The organism is Lentzea sp. NPDC004789 (genome assembly GCF_053601075.1).
In genome coordinates this window covers 81,394-107,074 of record NZ_JBSGBE010000027.1, presented here as the reverse complement: position 1 = coordinate 107,074, position 25,681 = coordinate 81,394, and the positions used below count along the sequence as shown (strand labels likewise).

Here is a 25,681-nt window from a genome sequence, read left to right as displayed (position 1 = left end):
TTCCAGAACGGGATCGTGTTGATCACCCGTGCGGCGTTGGCGAAGAAGTGGCCGCTGGGGATCAGGGAGAAGTCACCGGTCACCGAGGCCCCGTCACGGCTCGCGACGAGGAACGACCAGTAGAACGGGAAGGCCGACCCGAGCACGAACGCGGCGAGGAGTCCGTACACCAGGAAAGAGGGCCTGCGGGTGATCATCGCACGGCCCTCCTCGTGAGCCAGAAGTTGAGTCCGGCGACGGAGATCACGACCAGGAACAGCACCCACGCGATGGCGGACGCGTAGCCGAGGTCCAGGCCCTGGAACGCCGTCTGGTACAGGTAGAGCACGACGGTCTGGTACTGGTGCTGCGACCCACCACCACTGCCGCCGGCCGGTTCGAACATCTTCGGCTCGGTGAAGATCTGCAGACCGCCGATGGTCGACGTGACGATCACGAAGATCAGCGTGGGCTTCAGCATGGGCAGCGTGATGCTGAAGAACCGGCGCGCCGCTCCCGCGCCGTCCACCCGAGCGGCTTCGTCGACCTCACGCGGGATGGCCTGCATCGCGGCGAGCACGATCAACGCGTTGTACCCGGTCCACCGCCAGTTCACCATCGACGCGATGGCGATGTGACTGCCGAAGGTGTTGGCCTGCCAGTCGATCGGGCCGAGGCCGATCGTGGTGAGCAGGCTGTTCACCAGGCCGTACTGCGTGCCGAACAGGTTGCCGAAGATGACCGCCAGTGCCACCAGCGACGCGACGTAGGGCAGCAGCACGCCCATCCGCCACGCCGTCTTGGCGCGGAGGTTCGCGTTGAGCAGGGCCGCGAGCAGCACCGCGACGACGATCTGCGGGGCGCTGGAGAGCACGAAGATGCTGACGGTGTTGAACAGCGCGTTCCAGAACTGCCCGTCCGCGAACAGGGTCCCGTAGTTCTTCAGGCCGATGAAGGTCGGGTTGTCGTCACCGAGCTCCCAGTCGAAGAGCGAGACGTACGCCGTGTACAGCAACGGGAACAACCCGATCGCGCCGAACAGGACGAAGAACGGCGCGACGAACAGGTACGGCGACACCTTCGAGTCCAGTTTGGACCACCGGTAGCGCCGCGGCGACCGCGGGCGAGCCTCCTCCGCTCGCCCGCGGTCGACCTTGGAGAGAACGGCGGTCACTTGGCTGCCTTCTGGGCGCCCTCGACGGCCGTCTTCCACGCCTCGTCAGCGCTCTTGCCCTGCTCGACGGACTGCAACGCCGGGGAGAAGACGTTGTCCTGCAGCTGTCCGTCCTTCGGCCCCTTGTGCTGGGCGGCCGTGATCTTCTTCGCCTGCGTGGCGAACAGCGCGCCGGCCTTGACGTCACCGAAGTAGGCGTTCGTCTGGCTCAGCAGCGCGGGGGCTTCGAGCGCCTTGACCTGGCTCGGGAAGGTGCCCTTGGCCTGGAACGCCTTGATCTGCTGCTCCGGCGCGGTCAGCCAGGCGGCGACCTCGGCGGCCTTCTTCGCGTTCTTGCTCTGCTTCGGCACGGTCAGGTACGAACCGCCCCAGTTGCCGCCGCCGTTCGGGAACGCGTCCGTGACGGCCCACTTGCCCTTGTTCTCCGGCCCGGCCTGCGTCTCGATCACACCGAGCATCCAGGACGGACAGGTCTTCGTGGCGAAGGTGCCCTGCTTGAACGCGCTGTTCCACTCCGGGCTGAACGCCGTGAGCTTCGCCGACTGGCCCTTGAGAGCGGCCTTGGTCACGGCGTCCCAGTCGGCCTTGATGTCGGGGTTGGACTCGACGACGAGCTTGTCGTCCTGGTCGAAGTAGCCGACCTTGTGCTGGTTGTGCATGGCGTTGAAGACCTGCGCGGAGCTGTCGAACCAGGCCACGCCACCGCTCTTGGCGATGAACTGGTCACCTGCGGCGAAGTAGCTGTCCCACGTGGAGAACAACGCCTTCACGGCCTCGGGGTCCGACGGCAGACCGGCCTTGTCGAACAGGTCCTTGCGATAGCACATCGCGAGCGGGCCGATGTCCGTGCCGTACCCGATCAGCTTGCCGTCCTTGGTGGTGGCGGCGTCGGACTTCCACTGCGGCCAGCGGCCGTCCTCGATCTTCGGCCCGATCTCCTTGAGATCGTTGAACTGACCGGACTTCGACATGACCTGGGAGAGGTAGCCCTCTTCGACGGCCTCGATGTCCGCGAGCCCGGACCCGGCGCCGAGCTTGGTGAACAGGTTCTCGTGGTGCGGCCCACCCTGCCCGGTCTTGCGCTGCGTGAGCTTCACGTCCGGGTGCGCGGCCTCGTACTCCTTCAACAGGTCCTCGTAGCCGAACTCGTTGAAGGTGGCGATCGTGAGTTCGGTCTTGCCGTCCCCGTTCTGACTGGCCCCGCCCGACCCGCACGCGGTGGTGGCGGCGGCGGACACGGCGGCACAGATCAGCACGCTGACCCAACGGTGTCGCACGGGAGAACTCCTCTGGTCTCGGCGGGCGGATTCTGGGAGCGCTCCCAGGTGCGGCAGAGTGTCGCCCTGGCGTCAAACGTGTGTCAAGACACACTCCGCGCCGCATCAGGTATTTCCGGGGCCGACGAATGGGATGACCTCGTCGTTTCCGGCCTAGGTCACAGTTGGGAAAACTGGGAGCGTTCCCGGACACGTGACGGGAGGGTTAACAGCGCGTACTTCTTCCAGCACTGAGCGCGTTAGGTCAGTCAGGCGCTCGCTCGGCGTACCAAGGACGTCGGCAGCAACAACGACGGCGGCAGGCTGTCCTCGCCGGCGAGTTCGCCCAGCAGGCGCCACGTCATCGTGCGGCCGAGCTGCTCGACGTCCTGCCGGACCGTCGTGAGCGGCGGTGTCGCGGTCGAGGCGAGCAACGAGTCGTCGAACCCGATCACCGCCACGTCCTCCGGGACGCGCCTGCCGCGGGCGCGCAGCACCTGCAGCGCTCCCAGCGCGATGATGTCGGCGGCGACGAAGACGCCATCGATGTCAGGTTCGCGGTCGAGCAGCTCGGCCATCGCACGAGCACCGCTCTCCGGCGTGAAGTCGGCCTCCGCGACGAGGTCCACGGCCAGCTTGGCCTCGCCGAGGCCGCGCCGCCAGCCGCTCAGCCGGTCCTGTCCGGCGGCCATGTCGCGCGGCCCCGCCACGGTCGCGATCCGGTTGCGTCCCAGCGAGACCAGGTGCCGTGCCGCGTCGAGCCCGCCGGTGAAGTTGTCCGAGTCGACGAACGGGACGGAGGCGGTGCCGAGCGGACGGCCACCGACCACGACCGGCAGGCCGAGCTCGTGCAGGCGGTTCGGCAGCGGGTCGTCACCGTGCAGGCTGACCAGCAGGGCGCCGTCGACGTGGCCGCCGGCCAGGTACGTGACGAGGTCGTCGTGGTCCTCCGGCCGGCTGAGCATCAGCAGCAGCTGGACGTGCCGCCCGGCCAGCTCCGCGTGCACGCCGCGCAGCACCCCGGCGAAGAACGGGTCGCCGAGCACGCGGCTGCCCTGTTCGGACACGATCAGCGCGATGGCGTTCGCCCGGCTGCCCGCGAGCGACCGCGCCGCCTGGTTCGGGCTGTACTTGAGGCGGGTGATCGCCGCGTGCACCGCGTCGCGGGCCCTGGCGCTCACGTACTGCTCGTCGTTGATGACCCTGGAGACCGTCGACTTGGACACGCCGGCGAGCCGCGCGACCTCTTCGATGCGCGGGCCGGGCCGGCGTTGCCGGTCAATCTCCGTCATGCCGCTCATCGTAGGAGTCAGCGGCCGTCAGTTCGAATGTGGTCGAAACGGGCGTGTCTGGGATCGGTGCGGGACGCCTGGGCGCGCAGAACGTCCCGCACCGAGGTTCGGTCAGGGTTCGGCACCCCACGCGAGCACGCCGCCGCTGTAGGCCGTCACCCGGTCGAAGTCGGTGAGCGAGTTGCTGACCCGGTAGCTGTGGTCGTCGGCCTGGTTGAACGCCGACCAGTCGGACTTCGCGACCCGCAGCTGGATCTCGCCCGTGCTCGCACCCGCGGCCAGGCCGCCGGAGGTGAAGGCCACCTCCAGGTACGCGTCGGCGCCGGGGCGCGGGGTGGCGAGCTTGACCACTCTTGCCTGCACGGTCGCGCAGCCGAGCTGCGCCCAGTCACACCACACCTGGTAGGTCGACGACGCCGGGTCGCCGGTGAACCAGTACCTCATCGTCGTCGTGGTGAGGCTCACGGACGTGGTGCCGCGGTTGGTGAGCTGGAGCGTGGCGCCGATCTGGCTCGACGACGCCGCGCCGGTGCCCCGGTGCTGGACGGTCAGCGTGCTTCTCGTGCCGGGCAGGGTGCGCACGGAGACGGGTGGGCTCGCGGCGGAGACGTTGCCCGCCGCGTCCCTGGCGCGCACCGAGAACGAGTACGCCGTGTCGGGGGTCAGGCCGGTCAGCTGGAGGCCGGTCGTGGTCGCCGAGCCGACGACGGTGCTGCCGTCGAGGACGTCGTAGCCGGTGACGCCGACGTTGTCGGTCGAGGCGGTCCAGCTCAGCGTGACGCTGCTGCTGCCGGCGTTCGTCGCGGTCAGTCCACCGGGGACGGTCGGTGGCTGGGTGTCGTCGACGCCACCGCCGGGTTCGGTGCCCCAGAGCACCTTGCCGTCCTGGCGCAGCACGATCCGGTCGGTCTGCAGGACCGTGTTGCCGGTGCCCAGGCCGGTGTAGGACCAGTCGTTGGAGGGATCCCACGTGCCGGCGCTCGTGATGCGGAGCTGGACCTCCTTGCGGTACGCGGACTGTCCGGCCGGCGCGATGCCCGTGCAGGGCACCTCGACGTAGTAGATCGAGCCCCGGTACTGCGTCGGCGGGCTCGCCGCGCCGCACTGGTTGTAGTTCGTGGTGACGGTGAGCTGGCTCGGCGTGGTGGTGCCGTCGAGCGTGAAGTAGTAGCGCAGGGTGCCGTTGAACGTCCGCGCGGGCCAGGCGCTCTTGTTCAGCACGAACGCCTTGATCTCGGTGAACTGGGCGGCGCTCTGCGTCACGGACGCCTGCACGGTCAGCTCGGGGCCGTCGGGCGTCTCGGCCGTCGGGAAGTTCGCGAGCGGGGTGCCGCCGAACTCCTGGTACAGCCGGGCGAGAGCGCTGGTGAACCCTGCGTTGTAGTCGAGCGCGACCTCGTTCATCGTGTAGTCGCTGCGGCTGTCGGCGTAGGCGTCGTTGTTGGTGGTCGGACCGCCGACCAACGCGCCGTACAGCACGTGCCTGCTGGTCACGGGTTCCTGGATGCTGTCGGCCCACGAGCCGTGCGCGGTGCGGTGGTGCGGGTTGCGCGGCGGGTTGGCGCCGAAGCCGACGACGTAGCTGGAGTTGCGCGGGTTGTCGCCGAGCGCGTAGTTGATCTGCCGCACACCGAAGTCGTGGTAGGTCCTCGCCCGCGCACTGTCCCGTGTGGACAGCCAGTCCGAGTAGGTCAGTGCGGCGAACGCGGTGTTGGCCGCGTACCGCAGCGAACCCCAGCTGTCGAGCACCGCCTGGCCGCCGGGGGAGTACCGCACCCGGTTGCCGTTGTAGCCGGTGGTCCAGTAGTCCAGCCACCGGTTGGCATCGGTGATGTACGTCTGCTCGCCGGTCAGCTGCGCCATCAGCACATAGGCGCCGTAGGACTTGTCGTCCCACGCGATGGTCCACTTGTAGGACCGTTCGGTGCTCTGCGGTTCGGTGCTGAGCTTCTGGTACTCCGTTTTCGCCTTGGCCAGGTAGCTCGCGTCACCGGTGGCGCGGTGCAGCCAGATCGCGCCCCACACCAGCTCGTCCTGGTAGCCGCTCCAGGAGTTGTAGAAGCTGGCGGCGTCGGTGATGCACGCGCTGTACTTGCCGCGATAGGTGTCCGCGAAGCTGTAGAGCTGCTTGGCGTGCGTGAGCAGCGTCGCCGAGTAGGTGGGATCGGTGTCCTTGAAGACCATCGAGGCCGACGCCATCGCCGCCGCGTACTCGCCCGCGAGGTCGGAGCCGGGGCAGGAAGCGTCCACTTTGTACGAAGGGCGGGCCATCGGCATGACCTCCGCCGAGCCCCACCAGGCGTGGTCCGGGTTGCCCGCGCCGACCTGGCCGTAGACGACGTTGGGGGACGGGTGCGCCTTGATGATCCAGTCCGTGCCCTGCCGCAGGTTCGCCATCAGCGGCTTGAGCTGCCCGGAGCTGGAGTAGGCGTCCCGGTTCTCGACGGCGCCCCAGGCGAGCATCGACATGCTGAACGCGAACGGCAGCCCGAACTTCACGTGGTCGCCGGCGTCGTAGAAGCCACCGGACAGGTCGAGCCCGACGTCGGAACCGTCCTTCAGCGCCGAGTCCCCGCGCCAGCTCACCCGGTTGTCCGGCGGCAGCTTGCCCGACCGCTGGGCGTCGTAGAACCAGACCGCCTTCTGCAGCGCCTCCCCGTAGTTGAACGCGGGCGCGGCGGCCGATCCGGACACCAGCGGGCCGGCCGATCCCGCGAGCAGCGCGAGGAGGACGGCCGTCACAGCTCTCGCCATGCGACGGTGCATGTGAGCCTCCGAGGACAGAGTTCGGACCATTTGACCTGGGAGCGCTCCCAGAGTGGCGACTGTAACGGTCATGAAACCAATCCGACAGGGGAGCTCGTCGAATAGCCCGGGAAATGCCTGCGGCTGGGCCGCCGAACTGGCCCGAATGCCTCTGTCCGCGCTCTGCCGAACGGGTCCGCAAATGCTTTCGACGGCAAGAAAGCGCAGGTCGACCGGGGTTCGTACCATTTGGGATCGAACTGCGCTCGCCCGTTCGGCGCAACTTTTACCTGGTTGTCACGCCAGGGACCTGGTTCTGCTTTTCCGGTGCTTCACCGGAATGGCGGAGCGAGTTCGGTACATTCGTTCACCGCGCGTGTCTTTGTGCGGCCATTCCGGTGGTGCGATTGACCGGAATGCGCCTGCGGCGGAGACCGTTGTCGATTACGAGAAGTGCAACATGAAGTTCACTCCTGTTTCGACCACAATTCGACAACACTTCCCGTCGCGCCGTTCGCGTGGTTAAAGTCCTGGACCACCTGGGAGCGTTCCCAGGTATCCGGCCCGGGTCGGGAGTGGGACGCGGATCAACCGACACGGTGCGGCGCCGTGGAGGCCACCCCGACGTCCCCGACGGCGGCTCGCCACCGTGCCGGTCCCGACGAGCACCCCTTCCTGAACGCGCCAAGGAAGGGGTGCCCGTCTAGGTCGCGTCCTCAGGTGCAGCAGCGGACGGTCACGTGGGCCTCGCGCGCACCGGCGGGCAGCGTGTCGACGAACGGTGACCCGCCCGCGGTCTGCAGCTCGTAGAGGTGCTGGTCGGTCGCGGCGTCGACCACCACCACGTAGGCGCCGTACGGTCCGTGCTGCGCCGGGTCGACGTAGAGCGTGCCGTGCCAAGTCGTTCCGTCGACCCGCACGGTCGACACGATGTAGAACTTGCACTCGCCCACGGCGTACAGCAACAGCCACGGCTTCTCGTCCGGCCGAAGGCCGATCGTGCCCGCCACCGGGATCTCGTCGCCGTCGATCACGGCGTTCGTCTTCGGCGTGCTGATCGACAGGCCCTCCGCGTCCGGCCGGTCCGGTCCGTTGCGGCACGGTTTGGTCCTGGTCGCCACCGGCTCCACAGGCGGCACGTCGGCCCCGACCAGCAGCACCATCGCGAGCACCGCGCCGATCCAGGCGAGGTGGAATCGCCGCGGCCGTCCCGCCGGTCCGGCCGTTTCCGGCTGGGGCGGCGGGCCTTCCACGAGCCGGGTGCGCGCGGCGAGCCACGCCTCCACGTCCGCGTCGCCGGTCGGCAGACCCTTCTCCCTCGCCCCCAGGGCGCAGGCGTTGACGATGATCCGCAACGACCGCGCGTCGAGCGGGGCGTCGGAGTCGGCGAGCTTCCGCCCGACCGTGGCGTCGGAGATGCTGTCCTGCCCGCGCGACCTGCGTTCCACCGCGAGCGCCGTCGTCTCGGTTCTCGCCATGAGGTTGCGCAGCGCGGCACGGAGCTCCCGCCACGTCTGGGGATCACCGGGCAGGGCGCTGGTCATGAACGTGAGTTTCTCATGTCTTCTCACCAGTTCTCAGGCCGTTGACCAGCATCGGACCACTTTCGACGCTGGGTGGCATGCTTCGGAAAACACTGGCCGTCATCGCGGCACTCGTCCTCGTCCTCGTCTCCGGTGGCGCCGCCCGCGCCGCCGAGGACCCCGTCTACATCACCAGCGTCGCCGGCGGCCGCTGCCTCGACGCGGCGGCCCAGTACAACGGCGCGAACGGCACGCCCATCCAGCTGTGGGACTGCTACCCGCCCACCCAGTACAACCAGATGTGGCGCGTGCACTGGCTCACGGAGTGGGACTTCCAGCTCGTCAACGTCGCGAGCGGCCGCTGCCTGGAGGCCAAGGACTGGGGCACGATCTCCGGCACCAGGCTGCAGCTGTGGGACTGCTTCGGGTTGGGCAACAAGAACCAGATCTGGCACGCCCAGTCCACCAACACGCCCGGCGCCGTCTGGCTGGTGGAGCAGCACTCGTTCAAGGTCCTCGACGCGGCCGCCCAGTACAACGGCGCGAACGGCACGCCGATCCAGCTGTGGGACCGCGTCGGTTCCGAGTCCCAGGCCAACCAGCGGTGGATCGTTCCGCACTTCTGACAGGAAGACGCCATGGCACAGGTCGGAGAGATCCGCATCAGCAAACGCGTGGTGCGGGTTGGACATCAGACCTACCCGCTCGCGAACATCTCCCGCGTCCAGACGCTGCGGCTCGTCTGGCGCGGCCGCTGGACCACCTGGTACCCGATCGGCGAGATCATCGTGCTCTGCGCGCTGGCGCTGGGCATCGCGGCCGCGGCGCAGCACCTGCGCTTCGGCCAGGCAGGCGTCGTGCTGACCGCGCTGATCGCGGTCCGCGTGGCGTTCATGCTCTGCGTCTTCCTGTACCGCCTTCTGTTCCGCCGCCGGCGGTACGCCCTGATGCTGGAGACCGCGGGCACCCAGTACACCGCGCTGCACGGCACCGACCTCGAGGAGATCCGCCGCATCGAGGGCGTGATCGTGGGCGCCATCGAGAACCCGCCGGAGCGCGAGCACTCGGTGCGGATCCACGGCGATCTCGTGATGGGCAACAAGGAAGGCAACCGCTTCCTCAACTTCGGGCGCATCGGCAACGTCGGCGGCGATCTGTCCGTCGGCAACAGGGGCTGACGCGTCCGGCGGCGCTCCCGCCGCCCGCAACAAAAAAGGGGGAAACCCATGTCCGGCAACGTCTTCCACAACTCCGGCTCCATCGGCAACATCGGCGGCGACCTCACCGTCGGCAACAAGACCGCGGCTGGCGCGGACCTCGACGCGGCCGTGGCCGAGCTGCGGTCGTTCATCGCCGAGCTGGCCCGTGCCGGTGCCGTCACCGCCGACGGCACCGTGCGCGACCCCGCCGCCGTCGTGAACGCCGTGCAGCAGCAGCCGAGCCGGTTCAGGGCGCTCGCGAAGGCGATCGGCGCGGGCGCCAAGGACGCGGTGCTGTCCGTCGTGCGAGGTGGGGTGGCCGCCATGGTCGTGGCGCTCGTTGGCGCGCTCTGACCGGATTTTGACGCGGAGAACGGCAACGATCACGATGTCGGGGTGACACGACGGTCTTCCGCCACCCCGAGCATCCGTGACGTCGCGGCGGCCGCGGGTGTCTCGCACCAGACGGTGTCACGGGTGCTGAACGACTCGCCCAGGGTCAACCCGGACACCCGCCGGCAGGTGCTCGACGCCATCGAACGGCTCGGCTTCCGGCCGAACCGGGCGGCGCGCGCGCTCGGCTCCGGGCGCGCCAGCACGGTCACGGTCGTGGCCGCGAACACCGCGCTGTACGGGTACGCCACGACGTTGCAGGGCATCGAGGAGGCGGCGCGGTCGGCCGGTCTCGCGGTCGGCGTGCGGGTGGTCGAGTCGGACCGGCCCGCCGACGTGCGGCTCGCGGTCGAGCACGTCAGCGACCCCAACGCGGGCGGGGTCGTGGTGATCGCCTTCGACGCCGCCAGCGCCGAGGTGCTGCGGACGCTGCCCGCGGACGTGCCGGCGGTGGCCGCCACCGAGGCCGGCGGGCTCGCGGGCATCGACCGGTCGATGGTCTTCCTGGACGAACGGCCCGCGGCCGCGGACGCCACGAGACACCTGCTGGACCTGGGTCATCGCACCGTGCACCATGTCGCGATCCCGTCCGAGACCGGCACCAGCGCCCGTCAGTCGGGGTGGCGCACCGCGCTCGAAGAGGCGAACGCGCCGGTGCCCGAGGTCATCAGGGCGGGATGGGACGTGCGGTCGGCGTACCTGGCCGGGCAACGGCTGGCGGCCGATCCGGGTGTGACGGCGGTGTTGTGCGGCAACGACGACACCGCGCTGGCCGTGCGCCGGGCGCTCTTCGAGGCCGGGCGGGACGTGCCCCGCGACGTCAGCATCATCGGTTTCGACGACGTGCCCGGCGCCGCCTACTGGACCCCCGCGCTCACGACCGTGCGGATGGACTTCGCGGCGCTCGGACGGGCCGCGCTGGCCGCGATCACGGCCGTGCTGGCGGGTGCGCCGCCGCAGGTGACCGCGCTCGCGCCGCCGTCGCTGGTGGTCCGCGAGTCGACGGCACCCGCCCGTAACGAGTAGGTAACGCGGTCTTCTCACCCAGCAGTGTTAACGCTCACACTACTCGGCATTCGCAGCCATGTGACCGGTCACATGGCGTCGGGTCGGGGAGAGCAGAGGCCAGATGATCTCGATCGAGTCCGCCACCACCGTGGTCTGGGGCCATGCGGCGCTGGAGCTCGTGGTGGACGTGTCGCCGGACGGGCCGGTCGGCGTCCGCGCCCTCGGCGGCGCGGGCGGCCAGGACCTCCCGCGTTCGGCACAACCCCTGGTCGAGCTGCTGGTCGCGGGACACGGCCGGGCGAGGGTCTCACACCGGTTCTCGGAGACGGCCGTCGGCACGCGCCTGGTCTACGCCGGTTCCGCCCGCAACACCGACGGCCGCTGGCACGAGCTGCACGTCGACCAGCGCGACGACCGGACCGGCCTGGTCGCGCGCACGACGTTCCGCTCGGTCGACGGGGTCGCCGCCTGCCAGGTCATCACCACCGTCACGAACCACGGTGAGACGCCGCTGTTGCTGCAGGGCGTCACCTCGTTCGCCGCGGGCTTCGGCGGTGCGCGGATCGAGGACGTCGATCTCGTGCGGGGGCGCAGCGAGTGGCTCGGCGAGGGCCGGTGGACCCGGCAGCCGTTGCGCGCCGACGACGTCCCCGACCTGAACCTCGCGCTGCACGGGCAGGACGGCCGCGGCCGGTTCGCCGCGGTCAGCACCGGCACGTGGTCCACCGGGACGGTCCTGCCGACCGGCGGGCTCGTCGACCGCCGCACCGGCCGGGCGTGGCTGTGGCAGATCGAGCACAACGGCGCGTGGCGGTGGGAGGTGGGCGAGCGCAGGGAAGGCGCGTACCTCGCGCTGCTCGGGCCGACCGACATCGACCACCAGTGGCAGCAGCGGTTGCAGCCCGGCGAGTCCTTCACGACCGTGCCGGTGTCGGTCGCCGTGTCGGAGTCCGGTGTGGACGGTGCCGTGGCTGCGCTCACCGCGCACCGCCGCGAGCTCGTCCGCCCGCACGTCGACCGCGCCACGCTGCCGGTGGTGTTCAACGACTACATGAACACGCTGATGGGCGACCCCACCACCGCGAAGCTGCTCCCGCTGATCGACGCGGCGGCCGAGGCCGGCGCGGAGATCTTCTGCATCGACGCCGGCTGGTACGACAACGGGTCGAGCTGGTGGGACGCCGTCGGCGAGTGGCTGCCGTCCACCACGAGGTTCCCCGGCGGGCTCGAAGAGGTCGTCGCGCACATCCACCGGCGCGGCATGGTGCCCGGGCTGTGGCTGGAGCCCGAGGTGATCGGCGTGCGCAGCCCGATGGCCGACCGGCTGCCCTCGTCGGCGTTCCTGCAGCGCGGCGGTGTCTGGCTGATCGAGCACGGCCGCTACCACCTCGACCTGCGCCACCCGCGGGCCGTCGCCCACCTCGACGCGGTGATCGACCGCCTGGTCGGCGAGCTCGGGATCGGCTACTTCAAGCTCGACTACAACGTCGACGCGGGCGCGGGCACCGACCTCGCCACCGACAGCGTCGGCGCCGGCCTGCTCGCGCACAACCGGGCCCACCTCGCGTGGCTCGACCGCGTGCTGGACCGGCATCCCGGCCTGGTGCTGGAGAACTGCGCGTCCGGTGCCATGCGGATGGACTACGCGATGCTGTCCCGCACGCAGCTGCAGTCCACCAGCGACCAGCAGGACTTCCTGCACTACCCGCCGATCGCGGTGGCCGCGCCGCTGTCCGTGCTGCCGGAGCAGTCGGCCAGCTGGGCCTACCCGCAGCCGGAGATGTCCGAAGAGGACTTCGCGTTCTCGTTGTGCACGGGGCTCCTCGGCCGCCTCTACCTGTCCGGGCGGCTCGACCTCATGTCGGAACGACAGCTCGCGTCCGTGCGAGCCGCCGTCGAGGCGCACGACGAGATCCGTGCCGTGCTGGCCAGCGCGGTTCCACTGTGGCCACTGGGTCTGCCCGGCTGGCGCGACCGGTGGCTGAGCCTGGCGCTCACGTCCGGCGAGCTCACCTACCTGGCGGTGTGGCAGCGCGGCGGTGAGCAGGAGGTCACCCTGTCGTTGCCGCACCTCGAAGGCCACGAGATCGACGTCGAGGTGCTCTACCCGCGCGATCTGCCGGCCTGGACCTCACACTGGGACGCCGGATCGCTGACCCTCACGGCCACTCCCGCGACCGCCTCCGCGCGGCTCTTCCGCATCACCCGCAAGCTCCCCGTCTCCGCACTCACCGAAGGAACCGCGCGATGAAGAAGTGGATCGGCGTTGCCCTCGTGCTGGCCTTGACCGCGTGCAGTGATCCCGGCGCGGACGCCGGCTCCGGCGGTCCCGCCGGCTGGCCGGACCCCACGACGTCGCTGAACGGCGTGAAGCTGACGGTCTGGGCCGCGCAGAACAGCAACACCGTGCCGGAGCAGGTGGTGGCGGCGTTCGAGAAGGCGACCGGTGCCGACGTCGACGTGGTGACCATCCCCGACCCGTACGAGCAGGGCGTGCAGACCAAGGTGGCCACCGGCGACAAGCCGGACCTGGCGTTCTGGCAGCCGACCGCGTCGATGCTCACCGCGATCAACGCGAAGTCGAACCTCCAGCCGCTCACCGACGCGCCGTGGCTGCCGAAGCTGGCGCCGGAGCTCAAGGACATCACCGGCATCCTCGACGGCACCCGCTACGCCGCGCTGGTCACCAGCCCCGCGGTCGAGGGCGTCTACTACAACAGGGAGGTCTTCGCGGCCAACGGGATCACCGAGCTGCCGAAGAACTTCGACGACATGATCACCGCGGCCCGGTCGCTGAAGGCCAGGGGCGTCACGCCGTTCTTCGAGATGGCCGGCGACCGGTGGGCCACGCAGTGGTGGGTGCAGGTCCAGCTCGCCGACGCCGCCAAGGCCGGCCTCTGGGACAAGATCAACAAGCGGCAGGAGACGTTCGGCAGCCCGGTCGTGCTCGACGCCATCAAGAAGTACAAGGCGCTCGTCGACGAGGGGTTGTTCAACGCCGACATCAAGACCGCGAAGTTCGAGGACCAGGGTGCCGCGCTGCTCGCCGGCAAGGCCGCGATGGTGGTGCAGGTCAACTCGTTCTTCGGGCAGCTGCAGGCCAAGGCGGACACCGCCGCGCTCGACGAGAAGATCGGCTTCTTCCCGATCTCGCCGTCCGGGCACGTCGGCACGTTCATCCCGGACCAGTCCAACGCGCTCGTGGCGTTCCGCACCGGTGACGCCAAGCGGGAGGCGGCGGCCCGGCAGCTGCTGGCGTACTGGATGGGGCCCGGCTACGCGGACTTCGTGAACGCGCGCAAGACGGTGTCGTTGCAGCCCGCGGTCCCGAACCCGGCCGGCGTGCCGAAGGCGCTGCTCGACGTGCACGCCTCGCTCGGCACCGCGGTGGGCTCGATGCAGGCGCTGGCGGTCGCCAACCCCGACCTGTACCTCAACCTCGCGGACATGATCGTGGGCACGATGACGCCGGAAGACGTCGCGAAGTCCACTCAGGACCAGTTCGCGCAGCTGGCCAAGGCGGCCGGGGCACCGGGCTTCTGATGACCGTCGTGCAGCAGCCATCCGTGCACCGGCAGACGCATCCTCTCTGGTTCCTGGCGCCGGCGTTCGCCATCCTGCTCGTGTTCTTCTTCCTGCCGACGCTGTTCAACTTCGTCTACGCGTTCACCGACTGGTCGGGCTTCAAGAGCGCGATCCGCCCGGCCGGGCTGGACAACTTCACCCAGCTCGCGTCGGACGGCACGCTGCTGCGGGCGGTGCGGATCACGCTCGTCTACGCGGTGCTGGTCGCGGTCTTCCAGAACCTGTTCGGGTTCGCGCTGGCCGTCCTGCTGGAGCGCGACACCTGGCTCAACCGCGTGGCGCGGGTGTTCTTCCTGGTGCCGGTGCTGATGTCCGCGCTCGCGGTGGGTTACGTGTTCCAGGCGCTGCTCAAACCGCGGGGCAGCCTCAACCAGCTGCTCGGGATCGACTACGCGTGGCTCGGTGACACCACCTGGTCGATCGTCGTGGTGGCGCTGATCCACGCGTGGAAGTGGATGGGCCTGTCGATGCTGATCTACCTCGCCGGTCTCAAGACCATCCCGGAGGACCTGGTGGAGGCGGCGCACATCGACGGCGCGTCACGCGTGCGGGCGTTCTGGACGATCCGGTTCCCGTTGCTGGCGCCCGCGGTCACGTTCAACGTCGCCACCGCGCTGCTGGGCTCGATGAACGGGTTCGACATCGTCCAGGCCACCACCGGCGGGGGACCGGCGCGCACCACCGAGATCCTCAACATCTTCATCTACCGCACGTTCGGGCAGGGCCTGTTCGCGCAGGCCACCGCGATGAGCCTGGTGCTGTTCCTGCTGGTGGCGCTGCTGGCGTTCCCGGTGATCCGCACGCTGCGCAGGCGGGAGGCGATCCTGTGAGGCGAGTGCAGCCGGTCGCGGTGGTCGCGTTGGTGCTGGTGCTCATCGGCATCCCGTTGTGGCTCGTCGTGGTGACCGCGGGCAAGTCGCAGGGGGAGGCGCTCAACCCCGACCTGTCGTTGCCGCAGCGGTGGCAGCTGCTGGAGAACCTGCGGCAGGTGTGGTCCGACGGTGACGTGCCCGTGGCGTTCTTCGGCAGCCTGCTCGTGGTCGTGCCGACCGTGGCGGCGTTGCTGATCTTCGGTTCGATGGCGTCGTGGGTGCTGGCCAGGCGCGCCACCCGGCTCACCGCCGTGCTGTACGCGTTGGGCATCAGCGGGATCGTGCTGCCGCCGGCCGTGGTCACGGTGGTGTTGCTGCTGCGCCGGCTCGGGCTCGCGGGCAGCGCGATCGGCATGATCGGCGTCTACACCGGCATCTACCTGTCGACGGTGATCTTCTTCGTCACGGGGTTCGTGCGGACGATCCCACCGGCGCTGGAGGAGGCCGCGCAGATCGACGGCGCCGGTCCGTTCACGGTGTTCTGGCGGATCGTGCTGCCGCTGCTGCGGCCGGTGCTCGCCACCGCCACGATCCTGATCTGCCTCTACGTGTGGAACGACGTCTTCTACGCGTTCTTCGTCATCGGCGGACGCCTGGACACGTTGCCGTTGAACCTGTTCCGGGTCGCCAGCGCGGGTCTGCACCTCAACAACTGGCACCTGATCTTCGCCTACGTAGTCCTGATGAGCCTGCCACTCGTCGTCGTCCTCGCCGTCGCCCAACGCAAGATCATCTCCGGCATCACCGGTGGTGCGGTCAAATGAATGGAGCTCCGATGCGATCCCCTGCTGTCGCGCTGACCGCCTTGCTAGTGCTCACCACGCTCTCGCCGCCCGCCGTCGCCGCGGCGGAGACCCTGCGCGTCGACCTCGCGTCGTCGACCGGTGCGTTCCACGGCGGCGCCACCGGCATCCTCTACGGCCTGGCCGACCCCGGCGTGCCGTCACAGGACCTGATCGCCGGCATGCGGCCGCGCACGATCTCGCAGAAGGCGCCGGACGGCGACCAGCACCCCAACGGTGACGCGCTGCAGGTGGCCGACGGCTTCTTCGCCGCGGGCGGCACGGACGTGCACATCTACGCCCAGGACGCCTACAGCAAGTGGCCGTACGAGGAGCTGGGCATCGACGACTACGTCGCCCGGTTGCGGCCGCAGCTGGCGAAGGTCGCCCAGCGCCCCGACCGCGACCGGTTCGTGTGGACCATCTTCAACGAGCCGGACGGGATCTGGTACTCGGACTGGGCGAACAAGAAGGAGAAGTTCTTCGCCGACTGGACGCGGGTGTACCGGGAGGTGAGGTCGGTGCTGCCCAACGCGCGGATCGCGGGCATTGGTGAGACCCGGTACCGGGCGGACCACCTGCGCGAGTTCCTCACCTACGCCAAGGCCCAGAACGTGCTGCCGGACATCACCACCTGGCACGAGCTCGGCCCCGACTCGCTCGCGGAGTACCGCGGCCACTACGCGGACTACCGCGAGATCGAGCGGTCGCTCGGCATCTCGCCGCGCCCGATCACCATCAACGAGTACTCGAACAAGCGCGACACCTCGGTGCCCGGCCAGATGATCCAGTGGATCACCATGCTGGAAGACACCAAAGTGGACGGTCAGATGGCGTTCTGGTCCATGGCGGGCAACCTGAGCGACCACGCCGTTCGCGCAGGCCGCGCCAACGGCGGCTGGTGGCTCACCAAGTGGTACGCCGACCTGTCCGGCCGGACCGTCCGCGTGACGCCACCGCGTCCGAACACCCGCGACACGGTGCAGGGCCTCGCCACCCTCGACCGCGACCGGGCGACGGTGCTGCTCGGCGGCACGGCGAACGCGGTGGACGTGGCGCTGACCGGCCTGGACCGCAGGGTGTTCGGCGACCAGGTCGACGTGCGCGTCTCGCGGACCACCTGGTCCGGCTACGAGGGTGACGCGGGGCAGCCACCGGTCGTCGCGGCGTCGCGGGTGCGCGTGAAGGACGGCAAAGCGACGATCAAGGTGCCCGGTGGCGACCAGCTCGCCGCCTACCAGGTGATCGTCACGCCGGCCGCGGGTGCGGCACCGGTGGCGAACGTGCCGTGGCAGGCGAGCTACGAGGCCGAGCTCGGCACGGTCGAGAACGCCACCGTGTACACCCAGGACGACGGCTCGGGCTCGTGGGACATGGCCATGCGCTACACCACGTCCGGGCGCAAGGACGTCGGTTCGATGAACCAGCCCGGTTCCCGCGTCACGGTCGACGTCTCCGTGCCGCGCACCGGCACCTATCAGCTCGGTGTCTTCTACGGCACCAACGGTTACGTCGGTCAGCAGGCGTTGTACGTGGACGACGCGCACGTGCGGAACCTGACGTTGCCCGCGACCCTGGGCTGGACCTACCGCGGCCGGTACGACACACCTGTCCAGCTCACGGCCGGCACGCACCGGATCTCGTTGCGCACCAGCGGACCGGGCGGTTTCCTCGGTGCCGCCTCCGACGTGACCCTGGACCGCTTCGACCTGACCGAGGTCGTCGGTCCGGAAAGGACGGTCTACCCGCTGTCCGACGCGCGAGGCGCCGGACCGGTGCTGTGCGCCGGTGCCTCGATGCGGACGTACGTGTCGGCCGCCGAGGACGGTTACTACCGGCTCTCCACCACGTGGACCGCGACCGGGCGCGGCAAGCTGGCACTGGCGTTGTCCGGCCGCCACGCCACCGACCTCGCCGCCACCCGCGCGGGTGCGTACACGGGTGACGCCACCGTGCACCTCAAGGCGGGCGTCACCGAGGTCGTGCTGTCGAACGCGGGCACGAGCCCGTTGGCCATGGGCACGTTGACCGTCGTGCGCGACACCTCGGCCGACCGGAACGCGGTCCGCGTCGAGGCGGAGTCCGGGCAGCTCGCCGGTGGTGCGGCGGTGGCGTCCGGACCGTGGGCGTCCGGTGGTTCGTACGTCGGCTACCTGGGCCGTGGTGGCACGCTCACCGTTCCGCGCACCAGTGGTCCCGGCCAGTACAACCTGACCGTCGGCTACGCCCAGGCAGAGAAGAACACCGGGCACCCGTACAACACCGACATCGTGAACCGCACGATGGTCGTCTCGGAGGCGGGCGGCACGACCACGTCCGCGCGGTACCGCCACAACTACACGTGGGACGGCTTCTGGCCGGAGACGACGCCGCTCGACCTGACGACGTCCGGCGGGGCGTTGACGTTCGGCAACCCGGCGGCCTGGGCGCCGAACGTCGACTGGATCCAGCTCGCCCCGCTCGTGGTGTCCTCTCAGGTCACCCGTCGGTCGTGATCCGCAGTCCCCGGCGCATTCCCTCCAGCTCGTCGGCGAACATCCGGCGCGTGATCGCCGCGCTCGTCACGAACGACGACCCGTGGAACGTGCCGGGGTAGTGGCGCAGCTCGGCGTGCACGCCCGCGTGGGCGAGGCGTCGCGCGTACTCGATCCCCTCGTCCCGCAGGGGGTCGAACTGGCAGGTCGTCACGAACGCGGGTGGCAGTCCGGAGAGGTCGGTGGCCCGAGCCGGCGCGGCGTACGGCGACACGTCGTCGCCGCCCGGCTCGGTGCCCAGGTAGGCCGTCCAGCTGTAGATCGCGTTGGGCCGGTTCCACAGCGGCGTGTCGACGTACTCGCGCATCGACGGGGTGTCCAGCCGGTCGTCCAGCTCGGGGATGCCGAGGAACTGGAAGCACAGCGAAGGTCCACCGCGGTCGCGGGCGAGCAGCGCGACCCCGGCCGCGAGCCCGCCACCGGCGCTCTCCCCGGCCACGCCGATGCGCTCCGGGTCGACGCCCAGCTCGTCGGCCTTGGCCGCGACCCACTGCAGCGCCGCGTAGCAGTCCTCGACCGGGGCGGGGAACGGGTGCTCGGGCGCGAGCCGGTAGTCCACCGACACGATGACCACGCCCAGCTCGTCGACCAGCCTCAGCACGTGCGCGTGGAACATGTCCAGGTCACCGAGGACGAACCCGCCGCCGTGGATGTACAGCAGGCCGGGCACGACGCCCTGGCGGTTCGCCGGGGCGTAGATCCGCACCGGGACGTCCGGGGCGTCGGAGGGACCGGGCACCGAGGTGTCCCGGATGTCGACGGGGTGCACCGGCTCGTAGGTCGCCAGCGCCTCCCGCAGCTCGGACTGACCGGCCCGCGCGGCCAGCAGGGAGTCGTAGTCGGACAGGTGCACCTTGGGCATCATGTCGACCCAGGGCAGCAGCTCGGCGTCGATGGCGTAGCTCATGGCAACGATCCTCGGGTCTGCGTGGTGGCCGGGGCATCCGACACGTGGCGGGCGATTCGCGGGCCGGGCTCGCCAGATGGCGGGCCGCGCCCTCTCGTGCTGGGACTATCGTGACGTCATGAAGGGCCTGCTGCTGCGCCTGTCCGGCCTCGACGCCGACGCCGAGAACGCCGTCCGCGTGATCGGGTTCTTCGACCGCCTGATCACCGAGCGCGCCGGCCTGGACACCCTCGTGCGCACCACCGCCGAGCTGGCCGGCTGCCCGGTCGGGCTGCACGCCCCCGGCCAGGGGCTGTGCCTGCGCGCCGAACCCGGCGGTGTGGTCGTGACCGGTCCGGTGCCGGTGCGGGCCGCCGTGCGGTCGCTCGAAGGCGGCGTGGAGGTGTGGGTGGCGCGCGAGGGCAAGCCCGCGCCGTTGGACGACATGCTGCTCGAACGCTTCGCCATCGCCGCCGCCGTGCTGCTCGACCACTCCAGCGTTCCGCTGCCCGAGCTCGGCGATCCGGCGCTCGTCGAACTGGTGCTGTCCGAGAGCGTCGGCACGGCGGAACGGTCCCGCGCGCTGCACCTGCTCGGCATCGCCGCCACCGCGCCGTTGCGGGTGCTGGCCGCGACGGGGGAGGTGCCGGGACGGTCGGTGCTGCTGGGGACCGTGCGTGCGGTGCTGAGCGAGGACGTTCCGGCGACGGACGGGCGGCTGGGCGTCGGGCCGCTGCTGCCCGCCATCGACGCGGCCAGGTCGTGGCAGGCCGCGCGCACGGCACTGCTGTACACATCGGACAGTGAGCCGGTGGTGTGGTGGGAGCGGCTCGGCGGTCTCGGGCTGCTGGCGAGGATCGAGCACGCGGACATCGCGCAGCTGGACGACGTTCGCGCGCTCGACCGGCTGGCGGCCGAGCCGGACGTGATCGCCACGCTGGACGCGTTGTGCGCCACCGGATCGGTGCGCAAGGCCGCGGCACTGCTGCACCGGCACCACAGCACGATGCCGGCGAGGCTCGCCAGGGCCGAGTCGGTGCTCGGGTTCGAGCTCGACTCGGCCGCCGGGCGGTTCAGGCTCCAGCTGGCGCTGATGCTGCGACGGTTGCGCGACAACTCGGCGTCGCGGTGACACCCCACCACGAAACGACCTTCGGCCACGCTTCCCTTGGATCTTCGCGTCGAACTGGCCGGTCCAGAACCTGCTCGGTGGCGTTGGCCCGGTTCTCCGGCCGGATCAGCCTGCCGAGCGTCTCGTGGGGCCAGCGGTGACCGGCGCCAGCCAGAGGCCGACGAGGGCGTCGATGAGGCCCGTCGCGGCGTCGTGCCAGCTGGCGCGCGGGGTCGGGGTGTTCTCGGCGAGGGCGCGTTCCCGCTCGGCGATCATGTGCACGAGCAGTTGCCTCGCCATGTCGTAGCGCTCGGCGCGCACGTCCGCGGGGAGGTCCGGCAGGCAGCGGTCGATGCCTTCGAGGATCCGCACCAGCGACGGCGACGACTGGGTCTCCTCGATCATGATCGGCCGCAGTGCGGGGTCGGTCATGACCTGGGCGCCGAACCGGGCGAACCAGGTGGGGCTGCCCACCGCCGCCAGGTGCTCGGTGACCGGCCGCACCAGGCACGCGATCCAGTCGCGGACGTCGGTGCTGCCGTTGATCTCGGCGACGAGCTGCTGCCGGACCTCCTCGATCTGCGCGAGGTGCTTGCGGGCGATCGCGCGCACGAGGTCCGCCTTGGTGCCGAAGTGGTAGCCGACGGCCGTGTTGTTGCCCTGCCCGGCAGCCTCGCTGACCTGGCGGTTCGACACGGCGAACACGCCGTCCTCGGCGAAGAGCCGTTCCGCCGCGGTCAGGATCAGCTCGCGGGTCCGCTCCGCCCTGGGCGTGTTGTCGTCGACCTTGTTCATCACATCACCATCGCACCGGTAGTTCCACGAGCCCGCCGACGGCGAGCCCCTCGACCCGTCGTAGATCTTGCACCTCAACGGCCAGGTCGAGCGACGGGAGCCTGCGGCAGCACCGAAGGCCAGGTGCCGGTCGGGGCTGCGGCGCAGGCCCAACTCGGACGCCAGTGCGCCACGGGCACTTCGACCACAGCTCGGCCCACTCGGCCGGCGGTTCCAGCGCCGCGTCGGCGGAGACGGGAAACGCGGCAGTTCGTCTGCTTTTCCAACATGTCCATGGGGTCGCTTTAAGTCAAGTGACTGACTTAGGATGGCGACGTGCTCCTCGCAGAAACGCGGCCGGTGACCCGGCCGAACGTCGTCGTGGCCGTGCTGGCTCTGGGCGGCATCGTCGTGTCGCTGATGCAGACGCTGGTGATCCCGCTCCTGCCGCGTTTTCCGCAGCTCCTGGGCTCGTCACCGGGCGACACCGCGTGGGTGATCACCTCCACGCTGCTCGCCGGCGCGGTCGCGACACCGGTCGTCGGCCGCCTCGGCGACATGTACGGCAAGCGCCGCATGCTGCTGGTCAGCCTGGTCATGCTGGTCCTGGGCTCGGCGATCGCCGCGCTCAGCCACTCGCTGCTGCCCATGATCGCGGGCCGGGTCGTGCAGGGGCTCGCGGTCGGCGTGATCCCGCTCGGCATCAGCATCATGCGCGACGAGCTGCCCGCGGAACGGCTGGCGTCGGCGACCGCGCTGATGAGCGCCTCGCTGGGCGTCGGGGGAGCGCTGGGTCTGCCCGCCGCCGCGTTCCTGGCCGAGCAGAGCGACTGGCACGTGCTGTTCTGGACCGCGGCGGTGGCCGGCGTCCTCGTGCTGGCCGCGGTGCTGATCTTCGTGCCGGAGTCGGCGGTCCGCAGCGGTGGCCGCTTCGACCTCGTTGGCGCACTTGGCCTTTCGGTGGCGTTGATCTGCCTGCTGCTCGGCGTCTCCAAGGCGTCCTCGTGGAGCGCCGGTGCCACCACGGGCCTGTTCACGGCGGCCGCCGTGACGCTGCTGCTGTGGGGCTGGTGGGAGCTGCGGATCACCCAGCCGCTGGTCGACCTGCGCACCACGGCACGACGTCAGGTGCTGCTGACCAACGTCGCCTCGGCGGTGTTCGCGTTCGCCATGTTCGCGCAGTCGCTGGTGCTGCCGCAGATCCTGCAGCTGCCCAAGGCCACCGGGCACGGCCTTGGTCAGTCGTTGCTCGTCACGGGCCTCGTGCTGGTGCCGTCCGGGCTGGTGATGATGGCGATGGCACCGGTGTCGGCACGGGTCACCACGGCACGGGGACCGCGGGCCACCCTGATGCTCGGCGCGCTCGTCGTCGCTTTCGGTTACGGCGCAGGGGTTTTCCTGATGTCCGCGGTGTGGCAGCTGGTCGTCGTGTCGGCCACGATCGGCGCCGGCATCGGCCTGGCCTACGGCGCGATGCCCGCGCTCATCATGGGCGCCGTGCCGACGTCCGAAACCGCCGCCGCCAACAGCCTCAACACCCTGATGCGCGCGATCGGCACGTCGATCTCCAGCGCGGTGGCGGGCGTCGTCCTGACGCAGGTGACGATCCCGTTCAGCTTCCGCCTGATCATGGGTCTGGGTGCCGCGACCGCACTGCTGGCAGTGGCGGTCGCGGCGTTCATCCCGCGGGTCAGCCGAAGAACTCCGTGAGCTCACGGGCGACGTCGTCCGGCTGCTCCTCGGCGAGCCAGTGCCCGGCGTTGATCGCCACGGTCTTGAAGGTGGTCGCGACGTTCGGCAGCGCCGCGGCCATCTGGTCGTGCGACAACACGGAAGCAAGCCCCAGCACGGGCGGCGTCAGCTTCGCGTACGTCTTGCCGTCGGCGATGTCCTGGTGGAACGCCTTGTACCAGCCGTTGCTCGCCCGGATCGCCTCCGGCGTGTCGTACGCCCGCGCGTAGATCGACCGGGACCGCTCGTCGAGCGCGTCCGGGTTGAACGCGGTGTTGGCGAACAACCAGTCGAGCAGGAACCGGAACCGCCCGGCGAGCAACTGCTCGGGCAACGTCTGCACCTGGTTGAACGCGAACCACCACAGGCTGAACTGACCGGGCGGCGGCAACAGCGGGATGTGGTAGTAGCCCTCGTCGGGGTGCAGGACGTCCATGAACGCCACCTTGCGCGTGGCGTCCGGGAAGTTCGCCGCGAAGCTGAACGCGACCTGGCTGCCGATGTCGTGCCCGGCGATGTTGACCTTTGCACACCCGAGCTTCTTGACCAGCTCGTGGATGTCGGTCGCCATCGTCTTCTTGTCGAACCCGCCCTGAGGCTTCTCCGACCCGCCCATCCCGCGCAGGTCGACCGCGATCACCCGGGACCGCGCGGCCAGCGCGGGCATGATCTTGTGGAACTCCCACCACGTCTGCGGCCAGCCCGGCAACAACACCAGCGGCTCACCGCGCCCACCCGTCACGTAGTGCAGACGCACCCCGTTGACCTGCGCGTGGTTGTGCCGGAAGCCTGGCAGCTCCGCCTCGTGCTCGCTGCCGGCGGCCGCGACCCCGGTGCCCGTCGTGGCCGCCAGCGCCGCGCCCAGCGCGAACACGCTGCGTCTGTTCAGCTCTGACATCTCTCGGTGCCCCCATTCAGCCCGGCGCTCGCCGAGCGCGCGTAGAGCCTAGGTGGCGGGACCGGCCTCAGGGAGTCAGTTGACACGCCACGGTCGGCCAGACCGGATCACGAACGTCGTGGTGCGCGAAGGTCCACGCCACGAACGGACCGGACACGTGACCGACGCCGTTCTCGATGTCCACCGCGACGTTGCCGCAGCGCTCACCGGCGTCCTCGACGGTCCACTCGCGCAGCCTCACGACAGCTCCGCCGAGTCCGTCAGGTGCAGCTTGCGCCGCGCTCGCTGGTAGAAGGTGGTCATCCCGAGCCGCACCACCCGAGCCGCGCCGGGCCGTCCCCGCAGCGAGATGCGCGAGCCCGGTTCGAGGTAGCCGGCGACGATGCCGTCCACCTCCACGGCGAGGCGGCCGCTGGACGGGAGCAGGTCGAGGTCGACCTCGTCGTGCACCGACAGCACCACGCCGCGGCTGTAGGCGGAGTGCGGTGCGGCCGGGGTGACCAGCAGGGCTTCCACGGACGGGCTGGTGATCGGGCCGCCCGCGGAGAAGCTGTAGGCCGTGGAGCCGGTCGGGGTGGCGACGATGACGGCGTCCGCGGCGTAGCTGACGAACGGTTGGCCGGCCACGCGCACGGCCACCCGTGCGCTGCCGTCGCCCGGTACGCGTACTACGGCGATGTCGTTGAACGCCGTGACCTTGCTGCCGTTGAACACCGCGTCGACGGCCAGGCGGGGTTCGACGGTGAAGTCGTGGGCGTCGATCGCGGAGAGGGCGGCGGGCAGGTCCGGGACGTCGACCTCGGCGAGGAAGCCGAGCTTGCCCAGGTTGACGCCCAGGACAGGGGCGTGCTCGCCGTCGGCCATGCGCATGGCGCGCAGCATCGTGCCGTCACCGCCGAGGCTCACGACCAGGTCGGCTCGGCGCGCCAGCTCCTGCGCGGAGACCGGGGTGGCCTCGCAGCGGAGTCGCTGGATCTCGTCGGAGATGCCGAGGATCTCGACACCGCGGCTGGTCGCCCAGCCGAGCACGGCCTCGACGGCGGCGGCGGAGTCTCGTTGCGGGTGCAGCACCAGGCCGGCGGCGTGCACGTCAGCGGTTCCTCAGTCGGGTCACCCCGCCAGTCTGCCGAATTCCCACGGGTCGTGTGCGCTGAAGAGCGTCACCTCGTCGGCGTGGTCGCGGGCGAGGGCGCGCAGCCGGGACTGGGTGGTGATCCTCTTGTCGTGGTCGACCTCGGAGGAGGTCTGCACGATGTCGAGGATCGGGTGCGGTTCGGGGTCGGCCAGCAGTTCGCGGTGGTAGTAGTAGGCGTCCCCGCAGTGCAGGAGCCACCGCGTGCCGTCGTGCACCGCGATGCCGGTGTGGCCGGCGGTGTGGCCGCCCAGCGGGACCAGTTTGACCGTGTCGGGCAGGCCGGTGGGCTGGATCGCGGGAAGCCCGAACCACGTGTCGTCGGTGGACTCGTAGGTGCGCCACTGTGGACCGTGCGCCCAGTGCGCCGGGCGGTAGCGGCGGCTGGGGGCCTGTGCCAGTGCCGCGCGCAGTTCGGCGTCCAGCACGTGGACCGCGGCCCGCGGGAAGTCCGGCAGGCCTCCGCAGTGGTCGACGTCGAGGTGGGTGAGCAGCACGTGCCGGACGTCCGCCGGGTCGAAACCACGGCGTTCCAGCTGTCGAATGGCGGTTTCCTCCTCGTTCAACGCCGGTTGGGCCATCTGCACCCATTCCGCGCCGAGCGTCTCATTTGGACGGTGGATGTCGTCGAGTCCGAGTCCGGTTTCGACCAGCACGAGTCCGGTGTCGGTTTCCAGCAGAAGACAGTGATTAACAGCGTGTGCGCTCGGCAGATCTCCGCAGGTATGGTCGATCTCGCGGACAGAACCGCAGTTCAGGTGATGGATCTTCATGCCGTCGAGAGTGCGACTTGAAGCACGGTTCAAG

General features: G+C 70.0%; 22 protein-coding genes and 1 pseudogene. 11 read left to right on the top strand and 12 right to left on the bottom strand.

Annotation, left to right across the window (positions count from 1 at the left end; genetic code table 11):
* The 6 genes and pseudogenes from ACWEIJ_RS40710 to ACWEIJ_RS40685 all read right to left on the bottom strand — a co-directional run.
* A pseudogene (locus ACWEIJ_RS40710) lies at window positions 1–197 on the bottom strand (carbohydrate ABC transporter permease); the annotation flags it as partial.
* Complete coding sequence (locus tag ACWEIJ_RS40705) at window positions 194–1,153, bottom strand: carbohydrate ABC transporter permease (protein WP_449842632.1); 960 nt, start codon at window positions 1,151–1,153, stop codon at window positions 194–196. The gene ACWEIJ_RS40705 and the pseudogene ACWEIJ_RS40710, both read right to left, overlap by 4 nt.
* Window positions 1,150–2,430: an ABC transporter substrate-binding protein gene (locus ACWEIJ_RS40700; protein ID WP_449842631.1), complete on the bottom strand. Its 1,281-nt coding sequence runs from the start codon at window positions 2,428–2,430 to the stop codon at window positions 1,150–1,152. Before ACWEIJ_RS40700 ends, ACWEIJ_RS40705 begins: the two co-directional genes overlap by 4 nt.
* A 248-nt stretch (window positions 2,431–2,678) precedes the next feature.
* Window positions 2,679–3,701, bottom strand: coding sequence for a LacI family DNA-binding transcriptional regulator (locus ACWEIJ_RS40695; protein ID WP_449842630.1), 1,023 nt, complete (start codon window positions 3,699–3,701; stop codon window positions 2,679–2,681).
* Between the two features lie 111 nt (window positions 3,702–3,812).
* The gene (locus tag ACWEIJ_RS40690; protein ID WP_449842629.1) at window positions 3,813–6,455 is read right to left on the bottom strand and encodes a glycoside hydrolase family 9 protein; all 2,643 of its coding nucleotides are present in this window, start codon (window positions 6,453–6,455) and stop codon (window positions 3,813–3,815) included.
* Between the two features lie 707 nt (window positions 6,456–7,162).
* Window positions 7,163–7,990, bottom strand: a complete 828-nt coding sequence (locus tag ACWEIJ_RS40685; RefSeq protein WP_449842628.1) for a hypothetical protein — start codon at window positions 7,988–7,990, stop codon at window positions 7,163–7,165.
* A 77-nt stretch (window positions 7,991–8,067) separates the two neighbouring features.
* On the opposite strand from ACWEIJ_RS40685, the gene ACWEIJ_RS40680 reads away from it, so the two are divergent.
* The 9 genes from ACWEIJ_RS40680 to ACWEIJ_RS40640 all read left to right on the top strand — a co-directional run bounded on the left by ACWEIJ_RS40680 (window position 8,068) and on the right by ACWEIJ_RS40640 (window position 18,303).
* Window positions 8,068–8,595, top strand: a complete 528-nt coding sequence (locus ACWEIJ_RS40680; RefSeq protein ID WP_449842627.1) for an RICIN domain-containing protein — start codon at window positions 8,068–8,070, stop codon at window positions 8,593–8,595.
* A 12-nt stretch (window positions 8,596–8,607) separates the two neighbouring features.
* Window positions 8,608–9,147: a DUF6232 family protein gene (locus ACWEIJ_RS40675; protein WP_449842626.1), complete on the top strand. Its 540-nt coding sequence runs from the start codon at window positions 8,608–8,610 to the stop codon at window positions 9,145–9,147.
* Between the two features lie 48 nt (window positions 9,148–9,195).
* Entirely contained in the window at window positions 9,196–9,522 is a 327-nt protein-coding gene (locus ACWEIJ_RS40670; protein ID WP_449842625.1) for a hypothetical protein, read from the top strand.
* Between the two features lie 42 nt (window positions 9,523–9,564).
* On the top strand, window positions 9,565–10,587 hold the full coding sequence (locus tag ACWEIJ_RS40665; protein WP_449842624.1) for a LacI family DNA-binding transcriptional regulator: 1,023 nt from the start codon (window positions 9,565–9,567) through the stop codon (window positions 10,585–10,587).
* Window positions 10,588–10,690: 103 nt separating this feature from the next.
* The gene (locus ACWEIJ_RS40660; RefSeq protein WP_449842623.1) at window positions 10,691–12,820 is read left to right on the top strand and encodes a glycoside hydrolase family 36 protein; all 2,130 of its coding nucleotides are present in this window, start codon (window positions 10,691–10,693) and stop codon (window positions 12,818–12,820) included.
* Window positions 12,817–14,112, top strand: a complete 1,296-nt coding sequence (locus ACWEIJ_RS40655; RefSeq protein WP_449842622.1) for an ABC transporter substrate-binding protein — start codon at window positions 12,817–12,819, stop codon at window positions 14,110–14,112. Before ACWEIJ_RS40660 ends, ACWEIJ_RS40655 begins: the two co-directional genes overlap by 4 nt.
* Before the next feature lie 8 nt (window positions 14,113–14,120).
* Window positions 14,121–14,984: a carbohydrate ABC transporter permease gene (locus tag ACWEIJ_RS40650; RefSeq protein ID WP_449842621.1), complete on the top strand. Its 864-nt coding sequence runs from the start codon at window positions 14,121–14,123 to the stop codon at window positions 14,982–14,984.
* The gene (locus ACWEIJ_RS40645; protein ID WP_449842620.1) at window positions 14,981–15,790 is read left to right on the top strand and encodes a carbohydrate ABC transporter permease; all 810 of its coding nucleotides are present in this window, start codon (window positions 14,981–14,983) and stop codon (window positions 15,788–15,790) included. The genes ACWEIJ_RS40650 and ACWEIJ_RS40645 overlap by 4 nt, the downstream gene beginning before the upstream one ends.
* A gap of 11 nt (window positions 15,791–15,801) precedes the next feature.
* Window positions 15,802–18,303 (top strand): hypothetical protein, encoded by a 2,502-nt coding sequence (locus ACWEIJ_RS40640; RefSeq protein ID WP_449842619.1) that lies wholly within the window; start codon window positions 15,802–15,804, stop codon window positions 18,301–18,303.
* Here the strand turns inward: ACWEIJ_RS40640 and ACWEIJ_RS40635 are convergent.
* Window positions 18,287–19,249 carry an alpha/beta hydrolase gene (locus ACWEIJ_RS40635; protein ID WP_449842618.1) on the bottom strand — a complete coding sequence of 321 codons (963 nt, stop codon included), beginning with the start codon at window positions 19,247–19,249 and terminating at the stop codon, window positions 18,287–18,289. The genes ACWEIJ_RS40640 and ACWEIJ_RS40635 overlap by 17 nt on opposite strands.
* A gap of 118 nt (window positions 19,250–19,367) precedes the next feature.
* Here ACWEIJ_RS40635 and ACWEIJ_RS40630 point away from each other — a divergent pair, with 118 nt between their 5' ends.
* Complete coding sequence (locus tag ACWEIJ_RS40630) at window positions 19,368–20,360, top strand: helix-turn-helix domain-containing protein (protein WP_449842617.1); 993 nt, start codon at window positions 19,368–19,370, stop codon at window positions 20,358–20,360.
* Between the two features lie 105 nt (window positions 20,361–20,465).
* On the opposite strand, the gene ACWEIJ_RS40625 is transcribed toward ACWEIJ_RS40630, so the two are convergent.
* On the bottom strand, window positions 20,466–21,134 hold the full coding sequence (locus tag ACWEIJ_RS40625; protein ID WP_449842616.1) for a TetR/AcrR family transcriptional regulator: 669 nt from the start codon (window positions 21,132–21,134) through the stop codon (window positions 20,466–20,468).
* Between the two features lie 315 nt (window positions 21,135–21,449).
* On the opposite strand from ACWEIJ_RS40625, the gene ACWEIJ_RS40620 reads away from it, so the two are divergent.
* Window positions 21,450–22,823 carry an MFS transporter gene (locus tag ACWEIJ_RS40620; protein ID WP_449842615.1) on the top strand — a complete coding sequence of 458 codons (1,374 nt, stop codon included), beginning with the start codon at window positions 21,450–21,452 and terminating at the stop codon, window positions 22,821–22,823.
* On the opposite strand, the gene ACWEIJ_RS40615 is transcribed toward ACWEIJ_RS40620, so the two are convergent.
* The 4 genes from ACWEIJ_RS40615 to ACWEIJ_RS40600 form a co-directional block, all read right to left on the bottom strand.
* Window positions 22,804–23,742: an alpha/beta fold hydrolase gene (locus ACWEIJ_RS40615; RefSeq protein ID WP_449842614.1), complete on the bottom strand. Its 939-nt coding sequence runs from the start codon at window positions 23,740–23,742 to the stop codon at window positions 22,804–22,806. The two genes, ACWEIJ_RS40620 and ACWEIJ_RS40615, sit on opposite strands and share 20 nt — an antisense overlap.
* A gap of 67 nt (window positions 23,743–23,809) precedes the next feature.
* Window positions 23,810–23,983 carry a hypothetical protein gene (locus ACWEIJ_RS40610; protein WP_449842613.1) on the bottom strand — a complete coding sequence of 58 codons (174 nt, stop codon included), beginning with the start codon at window positions 23,981–23,983 and terminating at the stop codon, window positions 23,810–23,812.
* The gene (locus ACWEIJ_RS40605; RefSeq protein WP_449842612.1) at window positions 23,980–24,831 is read right to left on the bottom strand and encodes an NAD(+)/NADH kinase; all 852 of its coding nucleotides are present in this window, start codon (window positions 24,829–24,831) and stop codon (window positions 23,980–23,982) included. Before ACWEIJ_RS40605 ends, ACWEIJ_RS40610 begins: the two co-directional genes overlap by 4 nt.
* Before the next feature lie 21 nt (window positions 24,832–24,852).
* Window positions 24,853–25,647, bottom strand: coding sequence for an MBL fold metallo-hydrolase (locus tag ACWEIJ_RS40600; protein ID WP_449842611.1), 795 nt, complete (start codon window positions 25,645–25,647; stop codon window positions 24,853–24,855).
* Window positions 25,648–25,681: the final 34 nt, after the last annotated feature.